22 protein-coding genes, 1 pseudogene and 1 riboswitch are annotated in these 26,529 nt (G+C 66.5%); of the genes and pseudogenes, 12 read left to right on the top strand and 11 right to left on the bottom strand.

Annotated elements, in window-relative coordinates; all coding sequences use genetic code 11:
• Window positions 1-6 precede the first annotated feature (6 nt).
• The 10 genes from A5732_RS09980 to A5732_RS09935 form a co-directional block, all read right to left on the bottom strand.
• Window positions 7-813 (bottom strand): lysophospholipid acyltransferase family protein, encoded by an 807-nt coding sequence (locus A5732_RS09980; RefSeq protein ID WP_076102112.1) that lies wholly within the window; start codon window positions 811-813, stop codon window positions 7-9.
• Entirely contained in the window at window positions 795-2,063 is a 1,269-nt protein-coding gene (locus A5732_RS09975; protein ID WP_076102101.1) for a cytochrome P450, read from the bottom strand. Before A5732_RS09975 ends, A5732_RS09980 begins: the two co-directional genes overlap by 19 nt.
• Window positions 2,064-2,625: 562 nt before the next feature.
• Window positions 2,626-3,261, bottom strand: coding sequence for a maleylpyruvate isomerase family mycothiol-dependent enzyme (locus tag A5732_RS09970; protein WP_076102111.1), 636 nt, complete (start codon window positions 3,259-3,261; stop codon window positions 2,626-2,628).
• Between the two features lie 104 nt (window positions 3,262-3,365).
• Entirely contained in the window at window positions 3,366-4,850 is a 1,485-nt protein-coding gene (locus tag A5732_RS09965; protein ID WP_065127456.1) for an aldehyde dehydrogenase family protein, read from the bottom strand.
• Window positions 4,851-4,940: 90 nt separating this feature from the next.
• Window positions 4,941-6,158, bottom strand: coding sequence for a cytochrome P450 (locus tag A5732_RS09960; protein WP_064952469.1), 1,218 nt, complete (start codon window positions 6,156-6,158; stop codon window positions 4,941-4,943).
• 10 nt (window positions 6,159-6,168) lie between these two features.
• Entirely contained in the window at window positions 6,169-7,173 is a 1,005-nt protein-coding gene (locus tag A5732_RS09955; RefSeq protein WP_076102100.1) for an SDR family oxidoreductase, read from the bottom strand.
• The gene (locus tag A5732_RS09950; protein WP_076102099.1) at window positions 7,166-8,308 is read right to left on the bottom strand and encodes a spirocyclase AveC family protein; all 1,143 of its coding nucleotides are present in this window, start codon (window positions 8,306-8,308) and stop codon (window positions 7,166-7,168) included. The genes A5732_RS09955 and A5732_RS09950 overlap by 8 nt, the downstream gene beginning before the upstream one ends.
• Window positions 8,308-9,426, bottom strand: coding sequence for an ABC transporter substrate-binding protein (locus A5732_RS09945; RefSeq protein ID WP_076102098.1), 1,119 nt, complete (start codon window positions 9,424-9,426; stop codon window positions 8,308-8,310). Before A5732_RS09945 ends, A5732_RS09950 begins: the two co-directional genes overlap by 1 nt.
• Before the next feature lie 85 nt (window positions 9,427-9,511).
• Window positions 9,512-10,378 carry a CbbQ/NirQ/NorQ/GpvN family protein gene (locus A5732_RS09940; protein WP_076102097.1) on the bottom strand — a complete coding sequence of 289 codons (867 nt, stop codon included), beginning with the start codon at window positions 10,376-10,378 and terminating at the stop codon, window positions 9,512-9,514.
• Between the two features lie 56 nt (window positions 10,379-10,434).
• On the bottom strand, window positions 10,435-12,159 hold the full coding sequence (locus tag A5732_RS09935) for a nitric oxide reductase activation protein NorD (RefSeq protein WP_436971817.1): 1,725 nt from the start codon (window positions 12,157-12,159) through the stop codon (window positions 10,435-10,437).
• Between the two features lie 124 nt (window positions 12,160-12,283).
• Between A5732_RS09935 and A5732_RS09930 the strand changes: the two genes are divergently transcribed.
• The 9 genes from A5732_RS09930 to metE all read left to right on the top strand — a co-directional run bounded on the left by A5732_RS09930 (window position 12,284) and on the right by metE (window position 22,585).
• Window positions 12,284-13,258 carry an SDR family NAD(P)-dependent oxidoreductase gene (locus A5732_RS09930; protein ID WP_076102110.1) on the top strand — a complete coding sequence of 325 codons (975 nt, stop codon included), beginning with the start codon at window positions 12,284-12,286 and terminating at the stop codon, window positions 13,256-13,258.
• A 2-nt stretch (window positions 13,259-13,260) separates the two neighbouring features.
• Window positions 13,261-13,830: a nuclear transport factor 2 family protein gene (locus A5732_RS09925; protein WP_076102095.1), complete on the top strand. Its 570-nt coding sequence runs from the start codon at window positions 13,261-13,263 to the stop codon at window positions 13,828-13,830.
• 44 nt (window positions 13,831-13,874) lie between these two features.
• Complete coding sequence (locus A5732_RS09920) at window positions 13,875-15,032, top strand: acyl-CoA dehydrogenase family protein (RefSeq protein WP_076053484.1); 1,158 nt, start codon at window positions 13,875-13,877, stop codon at window positions 15,030-15,032.
• A complete protein-coding gene (locus tag A5732_RS09915) occupies window positions 15,029-16,150 on the top strand; it encodes an acyl-CoA dehydrogenase family protein (protein ID WP_076102094.1) in 1,122 nt (373 codons plus the stop codon). The genes A5732_RS09920 and A5732_RS09915 overlap by 4 nt, the downstream gene beginning before the upstream one ends.
• On the top strand, window positions 16,150-16,797 hold the full coding sequence (locus A5732_RS09910) for a nitroreductase family protein (protein WP_076053508.1): 648 nt from the start codon (window positions 16,150-16,152) through the stop codon (window positions 16,795-16,797). The genes A5732_RS09915 and A5732_RS09910 overlap by 1 nt, the downstream gene beginning before the upstream one ends.
• A 138-nt stretch (window positions 16,798-16,935) precedes the next feature.
• Window positions 16,936-18,213, top strand: coding sequence for a TetR/AcrR family transcriptional regulator (locus tag A5732_RS09905; RefSeq protein WP_076102093.1), 1,278 nt, complete (start codon window positions 16,936-16,938; stop codon window positions 18,211-18,213).
• Between the two features lie 96 nt (window positions 18,214-18,309).
• Window positions 18,310-19,152, top strand: a complete 843-nt coding sequence (locus A5732_RS09900; protein ID WP_076053489.1) for an SDR family oxidoreductase — start codon at window positions 18,310-18,312, stop codon at window positions 19,150-19,152.
• 131 nt (window positions 19,153-19,283) lie between these two features.
• On the top strand, window positions 19,284-19,925 hold the full coding sequence (locus A5732_RS09895; RefSeq protein ID WP_065056460.1) for an SDR family oxidoreductase: 642 nt from the start codon (window positions 19,284-19,286) through the stop codon (window positions 19,923-19,925).
• Between the two features lie 13 nt (window positions 19,926-19,938).
• A riboswitch (cobalamin riboswitch) is annotated at window positions 19,939-20,167 on the top strand.
• Between the two features lie 147 nt (window positions 20,168-20,314).
• Window positions 20,315-22,585, top strand: a complete 2,271-nt coding sequence (gene metE / locus A5732_RS09890) for a 5-methyltetrahydropteroyltriglutamate--homocysteine S-methyltransferase (RefSeq protein ID WP_076102092.1) — start codon at window positions 20,315-20,317, stop codon at window positions 22,583-22,585.
• Window positions 22,586-22,637: 52 nt separating this feature from the next.
• On the opposite strand, the gene A5732_RS09885 is transcribed toward metE, so the two are convergent.
• Window positions 22,638-24,389, bottom strand: coding sequence for a DUF3556 domain-containing protein (locus tag A5732_RS09885; RefSeq protein ID WP_075237782.1), 1,752 nt, complete (start codon window positions 24,387-24,389; stop codon window positions 22,638-22,640).
• A gap of 126 nt (window positions 24,390-24,515) precedes the next feature.
• Here A5732_RS09885 and A5732_RS09880 point away from each other — a divergent pair, with 126 nt between their 5' ends.
• The 3 genes and pseudogenes from A5732_RS09880 to A5732_RS09870 all read left to right on the top strand — a co-directional run.
• Window positions 24,516-24,728, top strand: a complete 213-nt coding sequence (locus tag A5732_RS09880) for a hypothetical protein (RefSeq protein WP_076102091.1) — start codon at window positions 24,516-24,518, stop codon at window positions 24,726-24,728.
• A gap of 176 nt (window positions 24,729-24,904) precedes the next feature.
• Window positions 24,905-26,269, top strand: a complete 1,365-nt coding sequence (locus tag A5732_RS09875; protein ID WP_076102109.1) for a flavin monoamine oxidase family protein — start codon at window positions 24,905-24,907, stop codon at window positions 26,267-26,269.
• Between the two features lie 78 nt (window positions 26,270-26,347).
• Window positions 26,348-26,529: pseudogene (locus tag A5732_RS09870) on the top strand (HNH endonuclease signature motif containing protein); the annotation flags it as partial.

The raw sequence follows: 26,529 nt of genomic DNA, 5'->3' as shown, positions 1-26,529 counted from the left end.
AACGCGTTATCCGAGAACGGGAAATCGTCGCTCGCGAGCCAGCCCGTCCAGGGCGTCCTGCATGGTCGAACGGACGTGTGCGTCGACGTCCGTGGCCTCTGGTGTGTCGCCGAATTGCGCGGCGATGTCGATCGGCTCCAGTACTTCGCTGACGATCTTGGTGGGCAACGGCAGGTTGGGCGGCAGGATCATGCTGAGCCCGAAGGGAAGACCCCAGGTGATGGGCAGAATGTCGGACCGCCAGCGCGACAGCCCCAACCGCTTCGCGAGAAACGTGCCGCGCGTGAGAAACAACTGGCTTTCCTGGCCGCCGATGGAGACCATCGGCACGATCGGCACGCGCGCGTCGATCGCCGACCTGACGTATCCGGTTCGGCCGTTGAAGTCGATCACGTTCTCCGCCAGCGTCGGTCGATAGGCGTCGTAAATCCCGCCAGGAAACACCAGCACCACACCGCCGGACCGCAGCGCCCGCGCGGTGTTCTTCGAGGTGGCGCGAATGACCCCGAGGCGGCCCAGCCATCCCGACATCGGCCCGACGAACATCCCGTCGTGCCCGAGCGTGTATAGCGGACGCTCGTAGCCGAACCTGCGGTAGAAGGCCGCGGCGAAGATCAGCACGTCCGGCGTGAGCATGCCGCCGGAGTGGTTGCCGACGATCAGGGCACCGCCGTCGGGCGGCAACGATTCCAGCCCACGCACCTCGAAGCGAAACCAGGCCCGCGCCAACGGTTCTGCCGCACCGCCCAAGCGCTCGGTGAAGCCGGGGTCCCACTCGCCGATTTCGCGGTCACTCACGAAATCGGGGTGAATTCGAGGTGCAACTCGGACAGACCCCGCATCTGCCACGTCGGGTCGTAGGTGTAGCTGCGGGCATCCGGCGGCCCGTGCTCGGCCTCCGTGATGGCGATGTCCGCCATCCGGTCGAGTATGCGGTTCAGCGAGATTCGCCCCTCCGCGCGGGCCAACGGTGCGCCAGGGCAGGAGTGATTGCCGCGGCCGAAGGCCACATGCTCACGCACGTTCGGCCGGTCGATGCGGAACTCATCGGGCTGCTCGAACTTTCGTGCATCTCGGTTGCTCGCGCCGGGCAGCAGCATCACCGTGCTGCCCGCCGGGATGTCGGTGTCGCCGATCGAGGTCGTCGTGCGGGCCATCCGGAAATGGCACTTGACCGGGCTCTCCATGCGGAGCGTCTCTTCGACGAAATTCGGTATCAGGCTGCGGTCTTCGCGGAGCAGCTTCTGCAACTCCGGGTTCTCGGCAAGCGTGCGGACCCCGAAGCTGAGCAGCTTGGTCGTGGTTTCCTGGCCGGCCGCGAACAGGAATGTCGCCAGCCGGACCACGTCGATGACTTCGGGAGTCGAGCCGTCGGGATACTTCGCCTGGGCCAGCTCGGTCAACACATCTTCGCGTGGCTGCCGGCGGCGTTCGGTGATGTGGGTGGTGAACTTGTCGTCGAGGTATTCCAGCGGATTGTGCGCGCGCGTCATCGAGTCGTCCTCGACCCCACCGGAGAACTTGCCCGAGAACACATCCCGAAACTCTTCGTGGTCCTCGACGGGAACCCCCAGGAGGTCGGCGATCACCAACCCGGAGAACGGCCGCGCATAGTCATCGAGGAATTCACAACTCCCGCGTGACAAGAACTCGTCGAGCTGTTGATCGGCGAGCCGCCACATGAAGTCTTCATTTTCCTTGAGCCGCTTGGGCGTCAGCAGGCGGCTGAGCAGACCTCGCGTCCGGGCGTGCTCCGGTGGGTCTTGAGTCACGATGTGTTCGCTCATCGGGATCTGCGAGCGATGTTGTTCGATCAGGCTGCCGATGTCGTCGCCCTCAGGCTCGAACGGCAACCCCGAAAACGGCCCGGCGACCGAGACACACGACGAGAACGCCGGATCTTTGTAGACGGCGAGCGCCTCGGAGTGTCCCGTTACCGCCGTGACGCCCTGGTTGGGTCGCGGCAGCACCGGGCAGCGCGCCCGCAGATGATCGAAGTAGGGGTACGGGTCCGGAATCAGGGACACGTCAGTGAAGAAATCTACCGATTCGAATTCGCTCAACAGGACTCCTAGGCATCTACGTAACCGCCCCCACCAACGTCAGCCCGGGCGACGTAACCTCTCTTGCCAATCTAGAGCTGAACAAATATTAGGTCAAGCCGCCTGCCCCGGATGCGGCCGCGCGATCGCCCGGTGCGGCCGGGGTCCATCGCACCGTCAGCGCCGTTGACGCCAGTTATTCGGCGTTGTGTACAGCGACGGTCACCTGCGGTTCATTTCTGTTGGGCCGACGGCGCATATGGTCCCCGGACGTGAGCACTCCCGCACCCGGGCCCGGTTGGTGGCCGGCGTCAGACGGCAAGTGGTACCCCGGGCGATGGGAGAGCACCTTCATCTCGCATACCCAAGACTCGTTGGAGACGGTCTTGGACGAGGCGAACCGCCTGACGGCGACCTACGGCGAGCGGGGCTGGGAAATCGTGGGGTCCTCGGTGCAACGCACCCAAGTCGCCCACCGATTCAAGGAATACGACAGGGGCGGTGATATTTCGAGTGGAGCATCGTCTGCACACTCAAACGGCCGCTGCCGCCGGGTTAGCAGCAGCGCGACCTCAACGCCCGCTTATCCGGATAGTCGCTGAATAAGTCGTGGCAGGCCCGGCCCGTCGAGCGTGTGCGCGAGTGCGGTGCGGCCGGCGACGGTCATCATCAGGGCAGCCACCGGCCCTCGAATTTCTGCGCCGTTGCCCCATTGGCTACCAATATCATTGGCGTGCAAGCTAATCCCTCGCAGCAGGCCAAGTGGTACAAACCCGAACGGCCACCAGCCGGTGAGGAAGTCCATGGCCAACGCCGTTCGCTTTGGGTCGGGTTGGAAGGGCAGCCCGAGTGGGATCCTGATGTCGCCGCTGTGCACCAAAATATCCGCGAGCGGGTCCAGCGGACCAAATAGCGGCGGATCAATCCGGCGATCCGCACATTGACGCAAACCGGCTACGATCTCGGCGGCCGGCAATTGGGCACGACGGCGGGCCAATTCGTCGATCGCGCGAGCCATGCTCCCACGGCGCAGGGCGAGCCACAGGAATGTGAGGGTGCCGTCGGTAGCGGTACTGATCGCATGAGCCGCGACTGTCTTCACATCCCATGCCGCGCACACGCTCGGTGTCGCCAACTGCGCGGTGTCCAACCCGTCAAGCAGGCCCGCGATTCGATGCCGCTCGTCGGCGACGGCGGCGAAGACAAACTCGCGGTCCACATCATGCATCACTGCCACCCGGTTAGCGCGTCGAGATTGCCGCCAAGGTCGCGATCAAACCCGAAAACCGCGACCCCGACGGCAATCTCGTCGAAGGGTGATTCCTAGCCCGCGGGGTAGGCGACCGACTTGATCTCGGTGTACTGGTCGAACCCAGCGATACCGTTCTGGCGTCCCACGCCGCTTTCCTTGTAGCCGCCGAACGGTGTGTCGGCGCCGTACGGGGCGCCGCCGTTGACGCCCATGAAGCCGGCCTTGATCCGGCGGGTCACCGACAGCGCACGCTCGAGCGAACCCGCAAACACGTTGCCGGCCAACCCATACACGCTGTCGTTGGCGATCCGGATCGCGTCCTCCTCGTCGTCGAACGGGATGACCGACAGCACCGGGCCGAAGATCTCCTCCTGCGCGATGGTCATCTTGTTGTCGACGTTCGTGAAAAGCGTTGGCCGGATGAAATATCCCTTGTCGAAACCGGTTTCGGCACCGGGCCCGCCTACCAGCGCCGTGGCGCCCTCTTCGACGCCCTTCTTGATGTAGTCCGTCACGCGGTCGAACTGTCGTTGCGAGATCACCGGCCCACACAGCGTTCCGGGGTCCTGCGGGTCGCCGCACGTGACGTTCTCGTAGATGTTCTTGAGGATCTCGACGCCCTCGTCATAGCGGGACCGCGGCAGCAGCAGCCGGGTCGGGTTGGCGCAGCCCTGACCGGCGTGCATGCACGGCGCGATGCCGACCATGCACGCCGTCCCGAAGTCGGCGTCCTCCAGCACGATGGTGGCCGACTTGCCGCCGAGTTCGAGGAACAGCCGCTTCATGGTCGCGGCGCCCTTCTCCATGATCCGCTTGCCGACCACCGTCGAGCCGGTGAACGAGATCAGGTCCACCTTGGGCGACAGCGTGAGCTCCTCGCCCACGAAGTGGTCCGAGGCGGTGACGACGTTGACGACGCCGGCGGGGATGTCGGTCTTCTCGGCGATCAGGCGGCCGAGCCGGTTCGCGTTGAACGGGGTGTTGGGCGCCGGCTTGAGCACCACGGTGTTGCCGGTGCCCAGCGCCTGGCCGAGCTTGTTGAGGGTGACCTCGAACGGGAAGTTCCACGGCACGATCGCACCGACCACGCCCACCGGTTCCCGCCAGACCTTGCGGGTGGTCAGCGTGCCGGTCAGGCTGATCACCTTGTCGCCCAGGTCGGTTTCCCACGCGTACTCGTCGATCAGGCGTGCGGGGTACTTCAGCCCGTCTTCGAGCGGGGCGTCCAGCTGGGGTCCGAACGTGATGGCCCGGGGCGAGCCGACCTCGAGGATGAGCTCCTCGCGCAGCTCGTCGATCTCGGATTCGATCGCCTCGTGCAGCTGCAGCAGGCAGCGCTTGCGCAGCTCCTTGTTGGTCGACCAGTCGGTCTCGTCGAAGGCGCGCCGGGCGGCGTCTATGGCCCGGTGCATGTCCTCCTTCGAGGCGTCGGAAACCTCGCCGAGGGACTCCTCGGTCGCCGGGTTGATGTTCGTGAACGTGCCGGCCTGGCCCTCGACGAGCTTGCCGTCGATCATCATTTTCGGCTCGAAGCGGACCTTTACAGCCTCAGTCATATCTGTCACTCTCTTCTGGGTCGTTGAGGGGCTACGGAGAGCCTTACCGGAAACTAGCCGATTGGCAAGCTGCACGCGCTACCGGGCTGGTTATTGGGGGTCGAATAGCACCGGGACCGACGTCGGCGACCGGAAGACCTGACCGCGGATGTGGGGGTCGTCCCCCTCCGGGTCCAGCCGAAGGTTCGGCAGCCGGTCGAGCAGCAGATTGATGGCCGTGCGCATCTCGAGGCGCGCCAGGTGCATGCCGAGGCAGACGTGCACGCCGTGCCCCCAGCCCAGGTGCGCCCGGGCCTCTCGATGGATGTCGAACGTGTTCGGATCGGGGTAGCGGTCCTCCTGCCGGTTGGCCGATCCGAGCATCGGCATCACCGTCGCCCCGGCCGGGATCGCCACGCCTCCGAGTTCGGTGTCGCGGGTCGCCACCCGGGTGATGGTCAACAGCGGTGATTCCCAGCGCACGCCCTCCTCGATCGCCTGGGGCAGCAACGATCGATCCGCGCGGATGGCATCCAGCTGCGCCGGATCCGACAACAGCGCCAGGAGCAGGCTGCCCAGCGACCGGTAAGTCGTCTCGACGCCCGCAGGCAGCAGCAACCGAAGGAACGAGAAGATCTCCTCGTCCGCGAGCTTCTCCCCGTCGATCTCGGCCGCACCGAGGGCGCTGATCAGGTCGTCCTTCGGGTCGGCCCGGCGGGCCTCGAGTATCGGCGCGAAGTAGTCGCACAGGGCGGCCGAGGCCGCAAGTCCGCGTTCGGGGTTCATCAGCCAGCTCAGCAGCGAGATCGACCAGCGCTGGAACTGTGGGTAATCCTTTTCCGGCAATCCCAGCAACCCCGCGATGATCTGGCTCGGGTAGTCGAAGGTGAATTCCTTGACCAGATCGGCCTTGCCGTTGGGCGCGAACTTGTCGATCAGACTGTTCGCCACGCGACCGACCAACTCGTCCTGCCAGCGCGCCAGTGACTTCTGCGAGAACGCCTTCGATACCAATGAACGCAGCCGGCCGTGGATCGGCTCGTCCATGCCGAGCATCACGCCTTCACCCAGCACGGGCCCGAATGCGGCGATGACGGCCGACGACGAAAACGTCTCGTTGTCGCGCAGCATCTGCTGGATGTCCTCGTGGCGATACACGATGAACATCGGCAGCCCTTCCTCGTGCGGAAGCGCGCCCGACGTCTCGAGTCGCTGCACCGGTTCCTCATGGCGCAGCCGCGCCAATTCGGTGTACGGGTCACGCACGTCACCGGATATCGCGTCGTCGAAGGCGCCGAAATCCGCTAGATCGTCGAAAAGTTGTTCCATGATTGCCCCTTTAATCCCCTTGCGGTGCCGCATCTTTCTGCGACGAGAACCGCCCGGCTACCGCGGCCAAGCGCTGCAGTACCGGCTGCGGAAGAACACGGGCGACGAAGACCATCGCCTTTTGACTGGTCGTCAACGGCCACGCGCCATCGCGCATCGACCCCTGCCGGGGTATGCCCAGCACGATCCGCGACAGGTGGTGCATGCCCGACGCCGGCAGGATCCTGTTGGCCACCAACAGCATCGAGGCGTCCGGACCGACTCCCCGACGGCGGAATGCCCCCCGGTCATCGATCGCCTTGAGCAGACCGTCGGTGAACCGCTCCGGCGGCCGCGCCAATTTCATCGCGAAACGCCCGCGGCTGTTCATGGTGTTGTGCAGCCGGGCATACGGGCCGCCGAAATTGCGGTCATCGGTGGTGCCGGCGTCGGTGATGATCTCGGTGTCATACGTGCCGGCCACCAGAACGGTGACACCGAGACCGAACGGCGCGATCTCGCACGCCATCGATTCGCCCCACCGCTCCAGCGCCCCCTTGGCCGCGGAGTACGGCGCGGTGGCGGGCTGGCCCCGCACCCCGGCCGCGCTGGACACCAGGACGATTCGCCCCTGGCCCGCCGCGCGCATCGACGGCAACAGGGCCTGGGTGAGCGTGACGGGGCCCAGGACGCTGGTGGCGAGCATGCGCTGCCACAACGCCATGTCGGTCTCCTCCACCATTCCGGCGGCGGAGATACCCGCGTTGTGCACCAGTGCGTACGGTGCGCCCACGGCTTCTTCGATTGTCTTGGCCGCCGCGGCGATCGACGCGCTGTCGGTCAGGTCGAGTTGGACGCCGATCAGCCGTTCGTCGTCGAGGGCTGCTCCGGTAACCGCGCGCAGCAGGGGCATTCCCTGGTCGGGGGTGCGCATGGCCGCGACCACGCGCCACCCCTCCCGGTACATCCGCACCGCCGAGGCGAAGCCCAGTCCGCGCGACGCGCCGGTGATGACGACCGTGCGCGGCTCAGCCATGCTGGCCCGCCGTCGCACACGCGCCCTCACCGGGCGGAGGGGGAATGACGTGGGGCCGCCCGTTGGGCTCCCCGCTCGCCCAGGTCGACCAGATGCCGACCGAGTAGGGGCCCTGGGCGCCTGCCTTCTCGTAATACCCTTGCGGGTCATACACTTTGGCTTCCGGATACGGCCACGGGCAGGCCACCGAGGTGGCGGCGTGGCTGACCTTGATGACCCAGAACCAGGTGCCGTAGGCGAAGTACGACACGTTGATGATGACGAACATCACCAGGAAGGTGCCCAGCACCGGTCGCGACGGGAGCAACTTCGTTTTCGCGGCAAGCTTTTCCGCCACCGACTTACCGGTGTCGTCCCGGTAGCAGAGGATTGCCGCGGGGACCATCACGAAGCACACCGAGAACGATTCCCAGATCAGCGGGAATTGGAAGGTGGTCCCGGTGAACACCGATCCCCACGGGATCACCTGCGAGTAGATGTACATGCCCCAGTGGATGAGGATGTTTTCCAGGAAGGCATCGAAAATGAACCCGATCACCAGCGTGATCAGACCCAGGCTGACCAGGGGATGCCGCGACACATAGCTCGTGGGCCCGTACTTTGCCTGCAGTCTGCGCAGCAGCCAGACCGCCGGGAAGTAGGGACCGAAGTAGAACATCACGTAACCGAAGACCACGAACGGTTCGACCGTCGGCGACAACGACACCAGCGGCCAGGACTCCGGCCAGTGAACGAGGTCGGGGTTGTAGACCGCGAACGGTGACCAGTTCATGATCGGGTCCTGCCACACGATCAGCGTGGTGCACAGGAACATCAACATCGCCGGGCTGCCGGGATTGCGGCGCCAGCCCCTGATGAAGACGATCAACAGCAAAATCAGCGCCCCGACTGTGGCCCAGTCCAGGAACCCGATGTAGTCCAGACCGAACGTGAACTTCACCGGGCGCGGCCGGCCCTGCACATTCGGGTTGGCGACGCGTGGGTCAAGGGCCACACGGCAATTCGCGATGAAGAACAGCACGAAGGCGGCCAGCGCCGCTCCGGCGATCCAACCGCCCCAGCCGCGCTTGGCTTTTCGCTGTGGGGCTGCCGGTTCCTCCCGCTCGGCAGACGGTGTGGTTTGTTCTGTGGACATCAGTCTTCCTCTCCGAAGCGATCCACTAAGTGCGAGTTGATGCCGTCGGCGTCGAGGGTGCGTGCCACCAGGTATCCGGCACCCATCCAGGCCCGGCGCGTCCACTTGCCGAACGACACGCGGGTACCGGGCGCGCCAGACGCGGCGGGCATCATCTTGACCCGCTCCAGCGCCTCTTTGACGCCACGGGGGCTCAACGGATGCGCGTCGGTGAACGCGCGCACGAGTGTCGCGGCGACGTCGCGGTTGACCACGGTCACGCAAAACTCAGGGCGACTGCCGTTGTACTTCTTCGCGTAGCTGTCGAGGAACTCCTGGCCGATCCGGTTCGCCTCGTCGTACTGGTCGACACCGGTCCAGCCCATGAACGCGTTCCACATGATCGGGTTGACCCAGGCGTTCTGCCACGCCGTCGTGGTGAAGCGGGGCGGGTCCCAGCCGAGGGACTCCAGCGCCGGGTTGATGAAGACGATTCCGAAACCGAAGCCCAGGTGCACGATCGCCTCGGCCTTTGCCTCATGCAGCGTCTGCACCGCGGCGTTGATGTCCTGGGCCGTCTGCGCGATGGCGACTTCCGCGACGATCCGAATGCCCTTGCGCCGGCAGGCACTTCGCAGGTTCTTCAGGTAGCTCTCCCCGATGAGGCTCTGCTCGACCAGGACACCGATTTCGGTGAGCCCGCGTTTGGCGATGAGGTCGACCAGGAAAATCGGTTCATCGGTCATCGATCCCTGGGGGAAGGAGAATGTCCACTCGCCCAGCCAGTCGTCGGTGCCGGTCACGCTGATCGCGGGTACCTTGAACCGTTCCTCGATCGCTTCTCGCAACGGCACGCAGTTATCGGTGATGTTCGGGCCGAAGACCACCAGGCAGCCCTCGTCGACCAGTTCGCCATACGCATCGATCACCGCCTTGACCGAACCCTTGGGCAGGCCCTCCACCTCGCGATAGATCATCTGCACGGGACGATCCATCAGGCCCTGGGCGACGGCCTCTTCGAAGATGAGGTCGAACGTCTGGGTGAACGAGGCGAACAGGTCTTCGGGGAAACCCGGTGGAAGCTTGAAGTCCATCAGGTAGCCGACCTTGATCGGCTCTGCGCTGCTCTCGTAGGACATCCGACCTCCCAGGTGACTGAATTGCGCGCGCCGATCCGAAAAAACCTAATATTTGTTCAGACCCTAGCGGGGGCGGTATGCAGCGTCAATCATCGGGCCCGCCGGACCCGTCCGGATTGAGGTAAATCTGGATCATTTCGCCCAGCGCCTTGCCCACCGCGACGTCGTCGGTCAGCGGGCCCGCGATGGCGGCCCGGGCCGCCTCCTGCATGCTCAGGCCCTCGGCGACCAGCCTGCCCGCGGCGATCAGCACCCGCGTCGACGCCACCTCGCGCAGCCCGCCCGTTTCCAGTCGGCGGATGGCCTGACCGAACCGGACCAGCTCGGCCGCGGTGCTCGCGTCGACGCCCGCCTCGTGCGCGACGATGCTCTCTTCGATATCGGCTGTGGGGAAATCGAATTCGATGGCCACCATCCGCTGCCGTGTCGAATCCTTCAGATCCTTCAGCACGCTCTGATAGCCCGGGTTGTAGGACACCACCAGGCCGAATCCGGGCGCCGCGTCGAGCGTGACGCCAAGTCGCTCGATGGGCAGCTGCCGCCGATAGTCGGCGAGCGGATGCAAGACCACCGTGGTGTCCTGCCGGGCTTCCACCACCTCGTCGAGGTAGCAGATCGCGCCTTCGCGCACCGCATGGGTCAGCGGTCCGTCCACCCACACCGTCTCGTCGCCGCGCAGCAGGTAGCGGCCGACCAGGTCCGCCGTGGTGAGGTCGTCATGGCAGGCCACGGTGATCAGCGGCCGCCCCAGGTCGTGGGCCATCGCCTCGACGAATCGGGTCTTTCCGCACCCGGTCGGACCCTTCAGGACCAGCGCGAGGCCCTGACGGTAGGCCGCCTTGAAAACGGCCTCTTCGCCGCCGACCGCTTGGTAGTAGGGCCGCACTTCTTCCTTCCCGTCCGCTTCGGACGGACCGCCGTTGAAGTATGCAAGCCCGGACTCGTTGGCCATAGCTTCCCTTCTGCTACTTCCGGCGATTGGAGCCTAACCGGAACAGATGTTTGTTTTCAAGTGCCCTGACGGGCGGTGTTGACGTTCTCGCGCGCCAACTGTGTTCTGGGACTTGGCATCACCGATATCCTGCGACGAACCTCCGCCGAACGCAGGGCGGATCGGAACAGCGGTCCGATCACGCCGGCGAGCTGATCGGGGTGCGCGATGGTGGCGTGCGCGGTGCTGCCGAACACCCGGCGCAACGACGGCACGTCGGTTCCCGCGCCGATCGTCAGGCACACGCAGCCGGTCCCCCGGCGGCGGGCCTCGGTCAGCGCGCGGCGCGCGTCGGCGGCACCGTAAGCCCGCTCGTACCCGTGGTCGTAGGCCAGTCCATCGGAGAGCACCACCAACAGGCGCCGTGACGTGCCGCCGCGCGCCTCCAGGGTCGCCGAGCCGTGCCGGATCGCCGCGCCCAGGCGTGAATACGCGCCCGGTTCCAGGCTGTTGAGCCGCCGGATCACCTGTGCGTTCAGGTGGTCGTCGAACCGCTTCACCGGAACCATGCTCACCGCGCGACGGCCCTGCGAGTAATACGCGTACAGCGCGACGCGGTCACCCAGATCGTGCAGCGCCACGGTCAGGTTGGCGACCGCCGCCCGCTGTTGTTCGTGCACCGTGCGCCCGACCGTTCCGGGTTCGCCCGACGAGCCAGACACATCGAGCAGCAGCAACACCGACAGGTCGCGACGGCGCCGCAGGCTGTCGAGGTACACGGCCTCGTCGGGCACCGATCCGGCCCGCACCTCGACCCGAGCCTCGACGGCCGCGTCGATGTCGATGTCGTCGCCCTGCGACTGCCGGTGCCGACGGTGCAGGCCCATGCCGAGCCGCGACAGCGGCCGCCGCACGCCGATGGCGTCGTCGATGGCCTGGGTTGCCGACGCCTTGATCTGCGGCTCGACCTCGCGCACCGTGCACCACGCCGGCCGGTAGCTCTTGCGCGCGACGTCCCATTCGGGATACCGCACGCCGTCCGCGGCGGTTTGGCCCTCGTGGTCGGCGTCCCCGTCATCGCCGCCGGAGGTCGAGGCCAGCGATGTGACGGCGTATGCGCCGCGCTTGCCGGAGTTGGTGCGATGGGTCGCGCTGTCCGCACCGGGCGGCCCCCCACCACTTCCGGTCTTGCGCGCCGACGACAGCATCTTCTTCAACCACTTGCCGATGAATCCGCCCCCGCCAACCGGGCTGGTGAACAGGTCGGGATCGTCGGAGTCGTCGACCTCGCCGTCGTCGAGCTCCTCGAGTTCCGTTGCGCCATTGCGCCGCGGCACATGGCCGGCCTTCGCCTCTTCGTCTTGTTTGACCGAACGGGCGCACGCGGCCATCACCTTTGCCGCGCGGATCACGCCGAACTCCGGCGCCGGGTCGTCCAGCGCCCCCCGTGCGGCGGCAATGTCGAGCGACGCGTTGGGCGAATCGCTGCGACCCGCGATCTCGCGGTCGCCCAGCGACGCCAAAACACTTGGTAGCAAAGGGGCATTGGCGACCAGCGCGCGGTGGCCTTCGACCGAGAGGTAACGCCTGGCTAGCTTGCGGCGGCGAACCAACGCGCCCACCACATCTGGCTCCAGGCTGCCTGCGGCGATCATCGACGCCTGCACGGCTACGGCTTTCAGTTGCGCGCGCGGCGCCGCCGCGGCATCGACGTGAATCGTCTGCCCGTCGGTCCATGCCGGTTCGCCCGGTGGCAGCCCGGCGACCGCGACGGCGCGGCCCGCGAGCGCGGAGGCGAGCATGCCCAGGGCCTGCAGTCGGTCGGCACCGTCGCCGTCCCCCACGCTCAACCTCCAGATTGTTGACCAAATATCTGTTCCACCGTAAAGTCCGGCTGCACAGCAGTCAATGAATCAGGAGCACACGATGATTGACTTCACCGGCCAGGTGGCGGTGGTGACCGGAGCCGGTCGGGGACTCGGTCGGCTGTACGCGCTGGACCTGGCCCGCCGCGGCGCCGCCGTGGTGGTCAACGACCTCGGCGGCTCTATGCGCGGGGAGGGTTCCGACAGGGGCATCGCCGACGAGGTGGTCGACACGATCAAGCAGGCCGGTGGGACCGCGATCGCCTCGTACGACTCCGTGGACAGCCCGGCCGGCGGCCAGGCGATCATCGATGCGGCCGTGGACGCCTTCGGGCGCCTCGACGCGGTCGTCAGCAACGCCGGCATCTTCGGCAGCGTGCCCTTCGAGGACCTCTCGCACGACGACTGGACGCGGATGCTGCGCGTGCATCTCGACGGCGGATTTCACCTGTCCCAGCCCGCGTATCGGGTGATGAAGAACAACGGCGGCGGGCGATTCGTGTTCATCTCGTCCTCCGCCGGGATCTTCGGCCAGCCGATGGAGGCCCACTATGCGGCGGCCAAGGCCGGATTGGTCGGGTTGACGAACGTCATCGCCATCGAAGGCGAAGCGCACGGAATATTGGCCAATTCCGTTATGCCCACCGGGTTCTCGCGGATGGTCACCGAGACCGTCGGCGACGAGAAGTTCCTCGCCGAATCCGGCTTCATGCAAGCCATCCGGCCCGAGCTCGTCGTGCCGCTGGTGACGTTTCTGGCCAGCACCGCCTGCACGTTCACCCACCGCAACTATTCCGCGGCCGCCGGCCGCTACGCGCGGGTGTTTGTCGGCCTCACCGAAGGCTGGCTCGCCGACGCCGAGGGCCGGCCCACGGCCGAGGACATCGAGGCGCATCTCGAGCAGATGTCCTCGACGGAGAAGTTCATCGTGCCGGCGTCGATCGTCGATGAGGTGCTGGAAGTGTGTGAGCGGCGCGGCGTCAGCCCGATGCCGGGCAACGCCGAGGTCTCATTCCCCGAACCCCGAGGGAGCTGAACGTGGACGGCGAATTGCGCGACCAGATCAGGCATCTCACCGACCGCGCGGAGATCTACGACTGCATGCAGCGCTACGCGCGCGGAATCGACCGGCAGGATCGGGCGTTGCTGCGGCCCGCCTACCACGACGGTGCCGTCGACGACCACGTCGGATTCGTCGGCGAGGTAGACGATTTCATCGACTGGGCGCTGGCGTATCACGGCAGCCAGACGCGATACCAGCACCACCTGCTGAACCACACCGCCGACATCGACGGCGACGAGGCCCACGCTGAGACCTACTACCTGTTCGTCGGGACCGACCGTGAACCGGCGAACCACATGACGGTCTCCGGCGGTCGTTACGTGGATCGGCTGGAGCGGCGCGACGGGCGTTGGGCCATCGTCGATCGCGTCTGCCTGGTGGAGTTCATCAACGAATCGCAATCGCTGCTGACCGACGAAGCCATCGCCATGGTGCCCGGAACCCGCACCCCCCGCCACGACAGGACGGACGCCTCATACGATCGATCGCTCACGGCGTCGCGCGTGCCCGCCAACATCGTTGACCAGATATCCGCCCAACCGTAGAGTCCGGCTTGGTCAGGGTTTTACGACGCTGAAGACAGAGGAACGTGGACTTTTCATACCCGGCGGAAGTGGAACAGTTCCGCAGCGAGCTGCGTGACTGGCTCTCGCGGAACCTGACCGACGAGCTGGTGGCGGCGCGCCGGCCCACCGGCCGCGACGACGCCGCGTTCGAGATGTTGCGCGCGTGGAACGCGACGATGGCCGACGCGGGATGGGCCGCGGTGTCCTGGCCGCCCGAATACGGTGGGCGCGGCGCAACGGTGCTTGAGCAGCTGGTCTACACCGAAGAGACCACGCGCGCTCGAGCTCCGATGCCACTCAACGTGATTGGGCTCAACAACATCGCCCCGGCCATCATGCAGTACGGCACCGAGTCGCAGAAGATCACGCTGCTCCCCCGCATGATGCGCGCCGACGACATCTGGTGCCAGGGCATGTCGGAGCCCGAGGCGGGGTCCGATCTCGCGGCGCTGCGCACCCGCGCCGTGCGAGACGGCGACGACTTCGTCGTCAACGGCCAGAAGATCTGGACCTCGCTGGGGCATCGGGCCGACTGGTGTCAGCTCTACGTGCGCACCGATCCCGAGGCGCCCAAGCACAATGGGATCTCCTGCCTGATCGTCGACATGACGCTGCCGGGCATCGAGGTCCGTCCGCTGGTCACGCTCAACGGTGACGCCGACTTCGCCGAGGTCTTCTTCCACGACGTGCGGGTGCCCGCGGACGCGTTGCTCGGTCCGCTCAACGCGGGCTGGCAGGTGGCCACCACCACGCTCAGCCACGAGCGCGCCGGGGCCGCCAGGCTGTACGCGGAGATGCAGGTGCGGCTCGAGGAGCTGGTCAACGATCTCGCCGCGGCCGGCACCGGCGCGCTCGACGATCCGGTGACGCTGCGGCGCCTCGGCGAAATCGCGGTCCGCATCAAGTATCTCGAGGTACTGTGTCAGCGGTCGATCTCGGCGACGCTGCACGGCGGCTCGGAAAAAACAGCGTTGGGCTCGGCCAGCCTCGCCAAGACCGTGTGGGGCGAGATCGGCCAGGACCTGGCCGCGCTGGCCTTCGACACTCTCGGCACCCGGGGTGCCGGCGCGCCGTGGGCCAACTACCGCCTGACGTCGCGGTCGCTGACCATCGCGGGCGGTACCACGCAGATCAACAAGAACATCACCGCGCAACGAGTGCTGGGGCTGCCGCGCAAATGAACCTCGAACTCACCGACGAACAGGTGGCGCTGCGCGACACCACACGGCGCTTCCTCACCGAGAAAGCACCGATTTCGCAGCATGTGCGTGCGCTGCTCGACGATCCGGCCGGTACGGACGAGGCGGTCTGGCGTGGCCTCGCCGATCTCGGAACCACCGGCCTGCTGGTGCCGGAGGAGTACGGCGGCGCCGGCATGACGATGGTCGAGGCCGGCATCGTCGCCGAAGAGCTGGGCGCCGCGCTGCATCCGGGGCCGTGGTTGTCGACCGCGGTGGCCGCCGCGCGAGCGCTGACCCGCCTCGGGGACAACGACATCGCACCGAAATTGTTGCGCGGCATCGCCGACGGCACCACGGTGGCCACCGTCTGCTTCCCCGATTCGCCGAACGCCTCGATCGCCGCAAGCCGGCGCGATGACGCGATCGTGCTGCGCGGCGAGATCGCCGCGGTGCCCGACGCCGCGGCCGCCGATGTTCTGCTCGTGATCGCCGAAGACGACCGCGGCAGCGCGCTTTTCGCGGTGCGGGCCGGCTCGTCCGGGTTGTCGGTCGCGCCTGAGCACGGCATCGACCAGACCCGCAAGCAGTTCCGCGTCACGTTCGACGCCGTGCCCGCGCAGCGACTGGCAGCGGCGCCCGCCGAAGACCTGGCGGCGGTGATCGACGACGTGCTGATCGCCACCGCGGCCGACGCGCTCGGCGCCGCGCGCGCCATCATGGGCCTCGCCGTCGAATACGCGAAAAGCAGAACACAATTCGGCCAGCCGATCGGCTCCTTCCAGGCCGTCCAGCACCTGTGTGTGGACATGTTCGAGACGGTCGAGCTAGCCCGCAGCGGTGTCATCCACGCGCTGTGGGCCAGCGACGCGTTCCCGGGGGCCGACGGCCCATCCGGCGAGGAGCGCCATCTTGCCGCGATGCGCGCGAAGGCGTTCGCGGGGCGATTGGCCACCGTGGCCGACACCGCGATCCAGGTGTTCGGCGGGATCGGCTACACCTGGGAGCACGATGCTCACCTTTACCTCAAGCGCCTGCTGAGCTGGAGCGCGCTGCGCGGCGGCCCCGACGAATACCTCACCGAACTCGGTGCGCGCCTTGCCAAGAGAGGCCGTCAGTGATGGATATCGAGTACCTGCTCACCGCGACGCCTTCGGCCCGCAAATCGCTCGACCTCGACGCGCCGGTGGACCCCGACGACATCCGCGACTGCCTGCGGATCGCCCTGCAGGCCGCGAACGGGTCGAATGCCCAGGCATGGCGCTGGCTGGTGATCTCGGATCCGGCGCTGCGCACCAAGATCGCCGACCTGTATCGCCAGGCCTACCTGCTGCGCGTCGGTGGGCAGCTGATCGCTGACCTGATGCCCGCGGGAACTCCCGAGAGCCGGGTCATGTCGTCGACGGAGTGGCTGGTCGAGAACATGGCGAGGGTGCCACTGCTGGTAATCCCTTGCTATGAGCCCTATTTGCCTCGCATCGAGGGCGACGAATCGTTTCACCTGGCCACGTTGTACGGCTCGATCTTCCCGCCGGTGTGGAATTTCCAGCTGGCGCTGCACACCCGGGGATACGGGACGTGCATCACCACCCTGCATCTGCATCATGAAGAGGAAATCCGGAACCTACTCGGGATCCCGCCGACCTACGTTCAGGGTTGTCTGTTGCCGGTCGGGCGGCTGCGGGCGGGCCGCACGTTCTCACCGGCGCCGCGGCGACCGCTCGAGGAGGTGGTTGCGCGCGACCGCTGGGACGGTCCGCCGCTCTAGAATGGGACTTTCACCGCTTTGTGCAGCGCATTCAGCGCGCACAGTCTGATAGCCTCTAACAAAGATTTGGTTCAGCAAGAGAGGACGAATGCGAATGTTCGCCAGCCCGCAATCGTCCGGATTTGCACACCGCTAACCATGGCGAAGGCCGAGTCACTGCGAGCCAGCGGCACAGCTGATTCTCCGACCCGCCGCGCCGAGATCCTGGCCACCGCCGCGTCATTGATCGCATCCTCGGGGCTGCGGACGTCGCTGCAGGAGATCGCCGATGCCGCAGGCATTCTTCCCGGCAGCCTGTATCACCATTTCGAGTCCAAAGAAGCCATCCTGGTCGAGCTGATCTTGCGCTACCAGGAGGATCTGGAGCGCATCGGGCGGTCCGCGCAGGAGAGGCTTGACGGACCCGACGCTCGTCCGGTCGCCGACCAGATCATCGAACTCGGGTCGGCGATCGCCAACTGCGCCGTCGAACACCGCGCGGCGTTGCAGATGTCGTTCTACGAGGGACCGGGTACGGACCCGGAGCTGACCAAGCTGACGCAGCAGCGGCCGGTGGCTATCCAGGAGGCGATGCTGCAGACGCTGCGGGCGGGCCGGTGGAGCGGCTACATCAAACCCGACATCGATCTGCCGACGTTGGCCGATCGCATCTGCCAAACCATGCTGCAGGTCGGGCTCGACGTCATGCGCCACAGCTCATCGGCCGACCAGGTTGCCGAGCTGTTGTGCCGAATCATCCTGCAGGGCTTGGCAACTCGCCCTCCCACCGACTCGGTGCTGGACCGGTCCAATGCCTTCGCCGCCGCCCAGGACGTCATCGCCACGTGGTCCGACGACAGCGACGCGGACCCGAGCGACAAGGCGGCGCTGGTGCGCGCGGTGGCGCGAACGGAATTCGGGCGCAGGGGGTACGAGGTCACCACCATCAGGGACATCGCGTCGGCGGCGGGTCTCGGCACCGGCACGGTATACCGGGTGATCGGGTCGAAGGACGAACTCCTGGACTCGATCATGCGCTCCTTCGGCAAGAAGGTGGAGGCCGGCTGGGTCAGCGTGCTGCGTTCCGATGCCACGCCCACCGAGAAGCTGGACGCGCTGAGCTGGGTCAACGTCAATGCGTTGGATCAGTTCTCCGACGAGTTCAGGATTCAACTGGCCTGGATGCGGCTGTCACCCCCGACCGCGAATCCGGGATGGTCCTACACCACACGGCTTCGGCAGATGAAATCGCTGCTCTCCGAAGGGATCCGCTCGGGCGAGATAGCGATGGACGCCCCGTCGACCGCGATGCTGGCGCGCTGCCTCATCGGCCTGCAGTGGATCCCGGAGAACATCCTCGCCGAGATCGGCAAACGCCCGTCTTTGCTGCATGTTCGCGACACCGTCCTGCGCGGCGTCGCCGTCCGCGGCAAGTAAACCCCAATTAACCGCCCCGGTATTGAACCAAATAACTGTTACCCATACAGTTGAGCAGTTAGAACCGCGTTGGCATTATCCGAGAAGGGGATTTCCATGACCATTGTCGATCGGTTGCGCTACGACGGCAAGCGCGCTCTCGTTGTTGGTGGCGCGACTGGCATGGGCGCCGCGGCGGCCAAGTCAGCGGCCGAGCTGGGTGCCGAAGTCATCGTGATGGACTACGCGCCGGTGGACTACAAGGTCGCCCAGTCCGTCCAGGTGGACCTGCGCGACCCCGCGTCCATCGATTCCGCCCTCGAGCAGATCGATGGCCCCATCCACGCGGTGTTCTCCGCCGCCGGCGTCGCCGACGGCACGATCGACCTGATGAAGATCAACTTCATCGGCCATCGCCACCTGATCGACCGGCTGCTGGAACAGAACAAGCTCCCCAACGGCTCGGCCATCTGCTTCATCTCCTCGGTCGCCGGCATGGGCTGGGAGAACGACCTGGACCTGATGTTGGAATTTTTGGCGACGCCGGACTTCGCGGCGGCCGAGGCGTGGTGCCAGGCGCACGAGTCCGAAGGCATCAACCACTACGGCACCAGCAAGAAGGTGATCAACACCTACGTGGCCACCCAGGGCTATCCGCTGGCGAAGAAGGGCATTCGGATCAACGCGATCTGCCCGGGGCCGACCGACACCCCGCTGGCCCAGGCCAACGCGGACCTGTGGCTGTCCTTCGCCCAGGACTACCGCGACGAGACCGGCTCGAAGGTGCACACCCCCGAGCAGATGGGCGACGTGATGACCTTCCTCAACAGCGAGGCGGCCTGCGGCATCAGCGGGATCACGCTGCTGGTGGACTCCGGACACACCATGGCCTCGATGACCGGCGCCTACGCCCCCGGCAAGCCGATCATCGACATCATCATGGGCAAAGTGAAGCTTTAATGGCGATCGCGAGCGCGGCATAGCCGGGCGAAGCGCGTCGCCACCATCCGGTGTAGTGGCGATCGCGAGCGCGGCGTAGCCGGGCGAAGCGGGTCGCCAACACCAGGATCAGCCGCGCGACCGTCGGGTGCATGGCACGAGTCATCGTCTTCGGCGGACACGGCAAGGTCGCGCTGCAGCTCGCCCGGATCCTGACCGAACGCGGCGACCGGGTGAGCTCGGTCTTCCGCAATCCCGACCAATCCGACGATGTCGCGGCCACCGGCGCCGAGCCGGTGGTGGCCGATATCGAGCGGCTCGACACCGACGCGCTGGCCGACCTGGTAAGCGGGCACGACGCGGTCGTCTTCTCGGCCGGGGCGGGCGGTGGCAATCCGGACCGGACGTATGCCGTCGACCGCGACGCGGCGATCCGGGTGATCGACGCCGCCGCACAGGCGGGCGTCAAGCGGTTCGTGATGGTGTCCTACTTCGGCGCCGGTCCGGATCATGGTGTGCCGCAGGATGATCCGTTCTTCGCCTATGCCGAGGCCAAGGCCGCCGCCGATGCCCATCTGCGGGACAGCGAGTTGTACTGGACGGTGCTGGGTCCCGGCCGGCTCACGTTGGAACCGGCGACCGGCAAGATCGTCCTTGCGAAGGGTAAGGGAGAGGTATCCCGCGCCGACGTCGCGCTCGTCGCGGCGGCCGCGCTGGCCGACGATTCGACCATCCGGCGGACCATCGAATTCAATAACGGCGACATCCCGATCGCTCAAGCGTTGGCGAACTGATTAAACTGCTCCTCGCAGCTGGTCTGCTTGCGCCGCAACCGCGGCGCGGGCATCGAGCGGAGCACGTTAGTAGCGCTTCGTGAGAGGGAACCCGGTGAGAATCCGGGACTGTCCCGCAACGGTATGCAGGAACGACCGCCGTCAGAGTTTTTGGCAAGCACTGGTCACTACGACTGGGAAGCGACGGCCACTAGGAGCACCCCGCGGTGCGCGCCTGCGAGTCCGGAGACCTGCCAGCCGTGCCGGGCGCGCCGCGTTCGGCGGCTCATCGCCTCGAGGAATGGGCGTTAGGCAGCAGTCGTTGCGGTTAGTACTTGGGTACGCACCGCTAACGGATCGGCTGCACGTCCGCCGGCGGTGACCACCACGCCGATTGAAGGACGAATATCGTGACCCCTCAAGCATTCACCGCAACGGTTGTCGGCTCGCCACGCATCGGTCCCAAGCGCGAGCTGAAGCGCGCCACCGAGGGCTACTGGGCCGGACGCACCAGCCGAGCCGATCTGGAGAAGGTCGCCGCCACGCTGCGACGCGACACGTGGAAGGGCCTGGTCGACGCCGGCCTGGACTCGGTGCCGGTGAACACCTTCTCCTACTACGACCAGGTGCTCGACACCGCGGTCATGCTGGGCGCGCTACCGGCCCGGGCCGCGCAGGTCGCCGATGACCTCGACCGCTACTTCGCCGCCGCACGCGGCAACAAGGACGTCGCGCCGCTGGAGATGACCAAGTGGTTCGACACCAACTACCACTACATCGTCCCCGAGATCGGACCCGAGACCACGTTTTCGCTGAACCCGGACAAGGTGCTCTCGGAGTTGAAAGAGGCCCGAGGTCTTGGGATTCCGGCCCGCCCGGTGGTCATCGGTCCAGTCACGTTCCTGCTGCTGAGCAAAGGCGTCGACGGTGGTGGCCCGCCGATCGAGCGGCTGCAGGAGCTGATCCCGATCTACTCGGAGCTGCTGTCGCTGCTCGCCGACAACGGCGCGCAGTGGGTCCAGCTCGATGAGCCCGCGCTGGTCACCGACATCTCCCCCGACGCGCCCGCTTTGGCCGAGGCGATCTACAACAAGCTGGGGTCGGTGAGCAACCGGCCGGCCATCTACGTCGCCACCTACTTCGGTGACCCCGGCGCCTCCCTGGCCGGGCTGGCCCGCACGCCCGTGGAGGCGATCGGTGTCGACCTGGTCTACGGGGCCGACACGGCGGTGGCGGCGGTGCCCGAGCTGGCCGGCAAGACCCTGGTCGCCGGTGTGGTGGACGGGCGCAACATCTGGCGCACCGACCTGGAGTCTGCGCTGGGCAAGCTGGCCGCCCTGCGGGGCGCCGCGGCCCACGTGGTGGTCTCGACATCCTGCTCGACGCTGCACGTGCCGTACTCGCTGGAGCCCGAGACCGGCCTCGACGACGCGCTGCGCAGCTGGCTGGCGTTCGGGCAGGAGAAGGTCGCCGAGGTGGTGACGCTGGCCCGGGCACTCAACGAGGGCCGCGCCGCGGTCGCCGACGAGATCGCCGCGTCCAACGCCGCGGTGGCGTCCCGCAAGAGCGACCCGCGCCTGCATAACGACCGCATCCGGGCCCGCATCGACGAGATCGTCGCGTCGGGTACGCACCGGGGTGACGCCGCCCAGCGCCGCACCAGCCAGGAGGCGCGACTGCACCTGCCCCCGCTGCCGACCACCACCATCGGGTCGTTCCCGCAGACCGTCGAGATCCGCAAGGCACGCGCCGCGCTGGTCTCCGGCGAGATCGACGAGGCCGAGTACCAGAGGCGGATGAAGCAGGAGATCGCCGACGTCATCAAGTTGCAGGAGAGCCTCGGAATCGACGTGCTGGTGCACGGCGAGCCGGAGCGCAACGACATGGTGCAGTACTTCGCCGAGCAGCTGGACGGCTTCTTCGCCACCAAGAACGGCTGGGTGCAGTCCTACGGCAGCCGCTGCGTGCGCCCGCCGGTGCTCTTCGGCGACGTGATCCGCCAGCACCCGATGACGGTGGAGTGGGCCAAGTATGCGCAGTCGCTGACCGACAAGCCGGTCAAGGGCATGCTGACCGGCCCGGTGACGATCCTGGCGTGGTCGTTCGTCCGCGACGACCAGCCGCTGGCCGACACCGCCAATCAGGTGGCGCTGGCCATCCGCGACGAGACCGTGGATCTGCAGGCGGCGGGCATCGCGGTGATCCAGGTCGACGAGCCCGCGCTGCGGGAGCTGCTGCCGCTTCGCCGCGCCGACCAAGAGGACTACTTGCGTTGGGCCGTAGGCTCTTTCCGCTTGGCCACGTCCGGCGTCGCGGACTCCACCCAGATCCACACTCACCTGTGCTACTCGGAATTCGGCGATGTGATCGGAGCCATCGCCGACCTGGACGCCGACGTGACGTCCATCGAGGCGGCACGCTCACACATGGAGGTGCTGGACGACCTGAACTCGATCGGCTTCTCCAACAGCGTGGGTCCGGGCGTCTACGACATCCACTCGCCGCGGGTGCCGAGCACCAACGAGATGGCCGAGTCGCTGCGCGCGGCGCTGCGGGCCGTGCCGGCCGAGCGGCTGTGGGTCAACCCCGACTGCGGGCTGAAAACCCGCAACACCGACGAGGTGAACGCGTCGCTGAAAAACATGGTTGCCGCCGCCCAGGAGGTCCGGGCCGGCGTCTAGCCTTCAGCGGAGGCCGAGCGTCACGCGCCGGCGTGGCGGTCGGCCTTCGCGGTCACTCTGGCGTGGCGGTCGACGGTGACTCGTCCGAGAGCAGTTGCACCGGAACGTCATCGGCCCACGGTTGGCGAACGACCATGTCGGCGACCCGGACGATGCCGCGCTCGAATTCACCCGTCGCCGCGTCGACCAACCGGTACTCCTGGGTCTGCTTGTGAATCGGTTGCGCGTCAAGCAGAACCACCCGGACCTCGCCCGGTTGGAAGTGGCAGCGCTCCTGCAGGGCGGCGATCAGCTGCTCGTTGTGCATGTGGCCGTCGCCGAAGTTCCAGCCGATGGCGGTGCTGCAGATCCGCTCGCCGTCGGTGATGACGTAGTCGTCCTCGTTCTGGCCCGCCATGGCGCGGTGTGCCAGCGTGAACAGCGCGCGGCCGTGAGTGTTGAAGCCGCGGAACGCATATCCCATGTAGATCGGGATCTGCGCCGCCTCGGGACTGCCGTAGAACCGCTCCAGCTGGGCCTGCGGCATGCTGGCGATCGCCACGATGCCCCTGCCGATCTTGTCGCTGGCCGAGGGCTTGATGCACCACAGCGTGGTGTCCCAGTTGCCCGCGTAGTAACGCATCCCGGGCAGGAACGAGATCTTGCGCGGAAACATGTTGCCCAACAAGACGATTCCCGCGATGACGACGAACAGGACCGCCACCACGACCGGGTGCCTCAGCTCGCGCAGCCCGATGTGGGTGTGCGCGACGAACAACGACAACACCCCGAAGATCATGAAGACGTTCCACTCCAGCGGCACGCCCATCGGGATCGAGACGAGGATCCCCAGGTGGAAACAGACCATCGCGATGGCGGCGATCGTGACGGGCCAGCCGCCGTGACAGAAGAACAGCGGCAGCGGCACCAGCATCTCGATGGCGGTGCTGAGATGCGCGATCCACCGCGACAGCCGTCCCGGCCGCAGATCATCCGGGAAGCTTTCGAAGAAGCGACGTTTTAGCCAGCGGGGCCGCACCAGCGGGTTGTTGGACATCATCGTGGAGATGACGAACGGAAAGTGTTTGTTGAGCTTGGATGTGGCGGCGCCCATCCAGATCACCAGGAACACCACCTTGGACCCGACGATCATGTCGGGCGCCGCGAACAAGAACGTCACCGCCATCGTCGCGTACACCTCGCCGCGGGCGGCCAGGAAGATCACCTTGTCGCGCAGCCCGACCACCGCCAGCAGCAGCAGGATCAGCACGATCTTCCACGCGGGCAGCAGCCCGATCGTGGTGCCCAGTTCGGGTATCGGCCCGGTGCCGTCGGCGAACAGCGCCGCCAGCGTCACCAGGAGGAAGAGCGCGTACAGCGCGACGTCGACCGGTTTGCGCTTGGTGCCCTTGGTGAGCGGGACTCGATCCGGCCACGGTGGCAGCCGGATGGTGCCGAAGCGCATCCAGTACAGAATCGAGCCCATCGGCGGGAAGAAGCGGTTGTTCAAAGGGCCAAAGCCGCAACCGAGCCCGATCACCTCGAAGAGCATCGTGTAGAGCACGACCTTCTCGAACACGATCGGCTCCGACCACCACGACGCGACGCGCGTGAAGCCGCCGAGGCCGTTGGTGGCCGACGCGAACAGCCAGGCGCCGAGGATGTAGAGCAGGATTTTGACGACATAGAACAGATGCAGCACGACCGGCGTGCCGAAGCCCACCTCGGCCCAGTGCTTGGCCATCGGCCGGATCTTTTCGCTGCGGGTGCCCTTGTTCCATTCGGCCATGTCGAGCTGCGGCAGCTCGGGCTTCAGAAATCCCATGGTTTCACAGACTAGAACCTGTTCTAGGGCTGCGTACTGCAACCTTGGGCAAGAAACCTTTGCCTGCGCCTTTCACGCCGATACCGTTGAAGGCGGGTCGGCATGCGGCTTAGGGGGATTGTCATCATGAGCAGGCCTTGGTCCCTCGCATGGGTAACGGTCACCGCCGTCTTCGCGATCACGTCGGCCGCCGAAGGCCGTGCCGATCCGCCGATGCCCGGCGACGAGTGCACGGTGTTGCATTCGACCACCCAGGACGTCAACGACAGACCGATGTGGTGCAACCCGACGAGCACCGGACCCCATGCGCTGGTGTGGCAATACGGCGGGCCTTCGTAGCGGTTGGCGACCGAATGGCCTGTGCGCCAACTCATCTCAGTCAACCCGCGGCGCTCTGCTCGAACACCTGCGGACAGCCGCGTGCGAACGCCCGCGGAAATCTGTGTTAACCGGCCACCGCGGGCACTCGACCGGTGTAGTTTGCTGCTGGGGTGGACGAGGTTGAGGAGCCAGCCGTGTCTGAGGTCGATTATTGCGTGGTCGGAGCGGGATTCGCGGGTTTGACGGCCGCGTTGCGGCTCAAACAGGCGGGCCATTCGGTGGCCTTGCTGGAGGCTCGTGATCGGGTCGGTGGCCGCACCTTCACCGAAACCCGAGCGGACGGTACGTGGATCGACCGCGGCGGCGCGTGGATCGGTCCGGGCCAGGACCGAATCTATGCGCTGATGAACGAGTTCGGCGTGCCGGAGTACAAGCAGCACAACGACGGCGACGCCATGATGATCGTCGGCGGCAAGAAACACCGCTACGGCGGCACCATCCCGTGGACCGTGAGCCCGTGGGCCGTCGCCAACCTCGGGCTTGGGTTGGCCGCCATCGAGAAGATGTGCAGAGCGATTCCCCGCGAGGCCCCATGGGAGGCGAAGAAGGCCCAAGAGTGGGACCGCATCAGCATCGGGCAGTGGATCGAAAAGAATTCCATGTCCAAGGAAGCCGCCGAGATGCTGGACATGGCCTTCGCCGGCCTTTACACCTCGGCAGCCTCAGAGACGTCGTTGCTGTGGGGGCTGCTGCAGACGGCCTCCGCGGGCGGACTCACCTTCGCGATATCGGGCAAGGGCGGCTCGCAAGATGCCCGCCCGGTCGGTGGGATGGGGGCGCTGCACCGCCCGATGGTGGCCGAACTGGGCGACGCGCTTCACCTTTCGCAGCCGGTCCGGCAGATCAGCCAGGATGGTGACGGTGTGACGATCACCGCGGCCGACCTGACGGTGCGGGCGCGCCGCGTCATTGTCGCGATCCCGCTGGCGATCGCCACCTCGATCCTGTACGAGCCGATGCTCCCGGTGGACCGGGCACTTCTACACCAGCGCATGCCGAGCGGCGCGGTCATCAAGACCTCGCTCATTTACGACGAGCCGTTCTGGCGCGCCGACGGATTCTCCGGCCAGTCCGCGGCGCCGGGGTCCCCGGCCACCCTGACCATCGACGCCTGCACCGACACCGGGCACCCGGGAATCATGTGCGTCATCACCGAAGGGCCCGCGGCGCGCCGGCTGACAAGCCTCGACGCGGCCGAGCGCAAAGCGCTGGTCATCGGCGAACTCGTCGACCGGTTCGGCAGCAAGGCAAATGCGCCGCTCGAGGTCCACGAGCAGAACTGGACGGTGGACCGCTATTCCGGTGGCGGAATGATCGGTCACGCCCCCACCGGCGTGCTGACCGAATTCGGCTATACCTTGCGCGAGCCCTGCGGCCGGATCCATTGGGCCGGCACCGAGAGCTCGGCCGTCATGTGCGGGTGGATCGATGGAGCGATCCGCTCCGGCGAGCGCGCCGCGGCCGAGGTGACCGAGGCCGAGACCGCGGCCGTCGCGTAGCCAAATCACTTGTGCCACTTTTGTTTCAGTGGTTTCAGTGGGGCGGGTTTTGTCGGTGGCGGGGCATACTATTCGAACATGTTTTCGAGTACTCGTGAGGACATCGGTGCGGCCGTCGAGTCGCTGCGCGCGGCGGTGTCTTTCTTCCAGGAGCACTCGTATGAGGAGTTGACCAACCCGGAACGTCTGGCGCTGTTGGAGATATTCGAATGTGAAACTCGCAAACTCCAGGCTCCCAGGCACCAGTTGATCAACCAGGT

Origin of the sequence: Mycobacterium colombiense (assembly GCF_001953985.1) — a bacterium.
In the GTDB taxonomy this organism is placed as follows: Bacteria; Actinomycetota; Actinomycetes; order Mycobacteriales; family Mycobacteriaceae; genus Mycobacterium; species Mycobacterium colombiense_B.
This window is presented reverse-complemented; position numbering and strand designations above follow the sequence as displayed.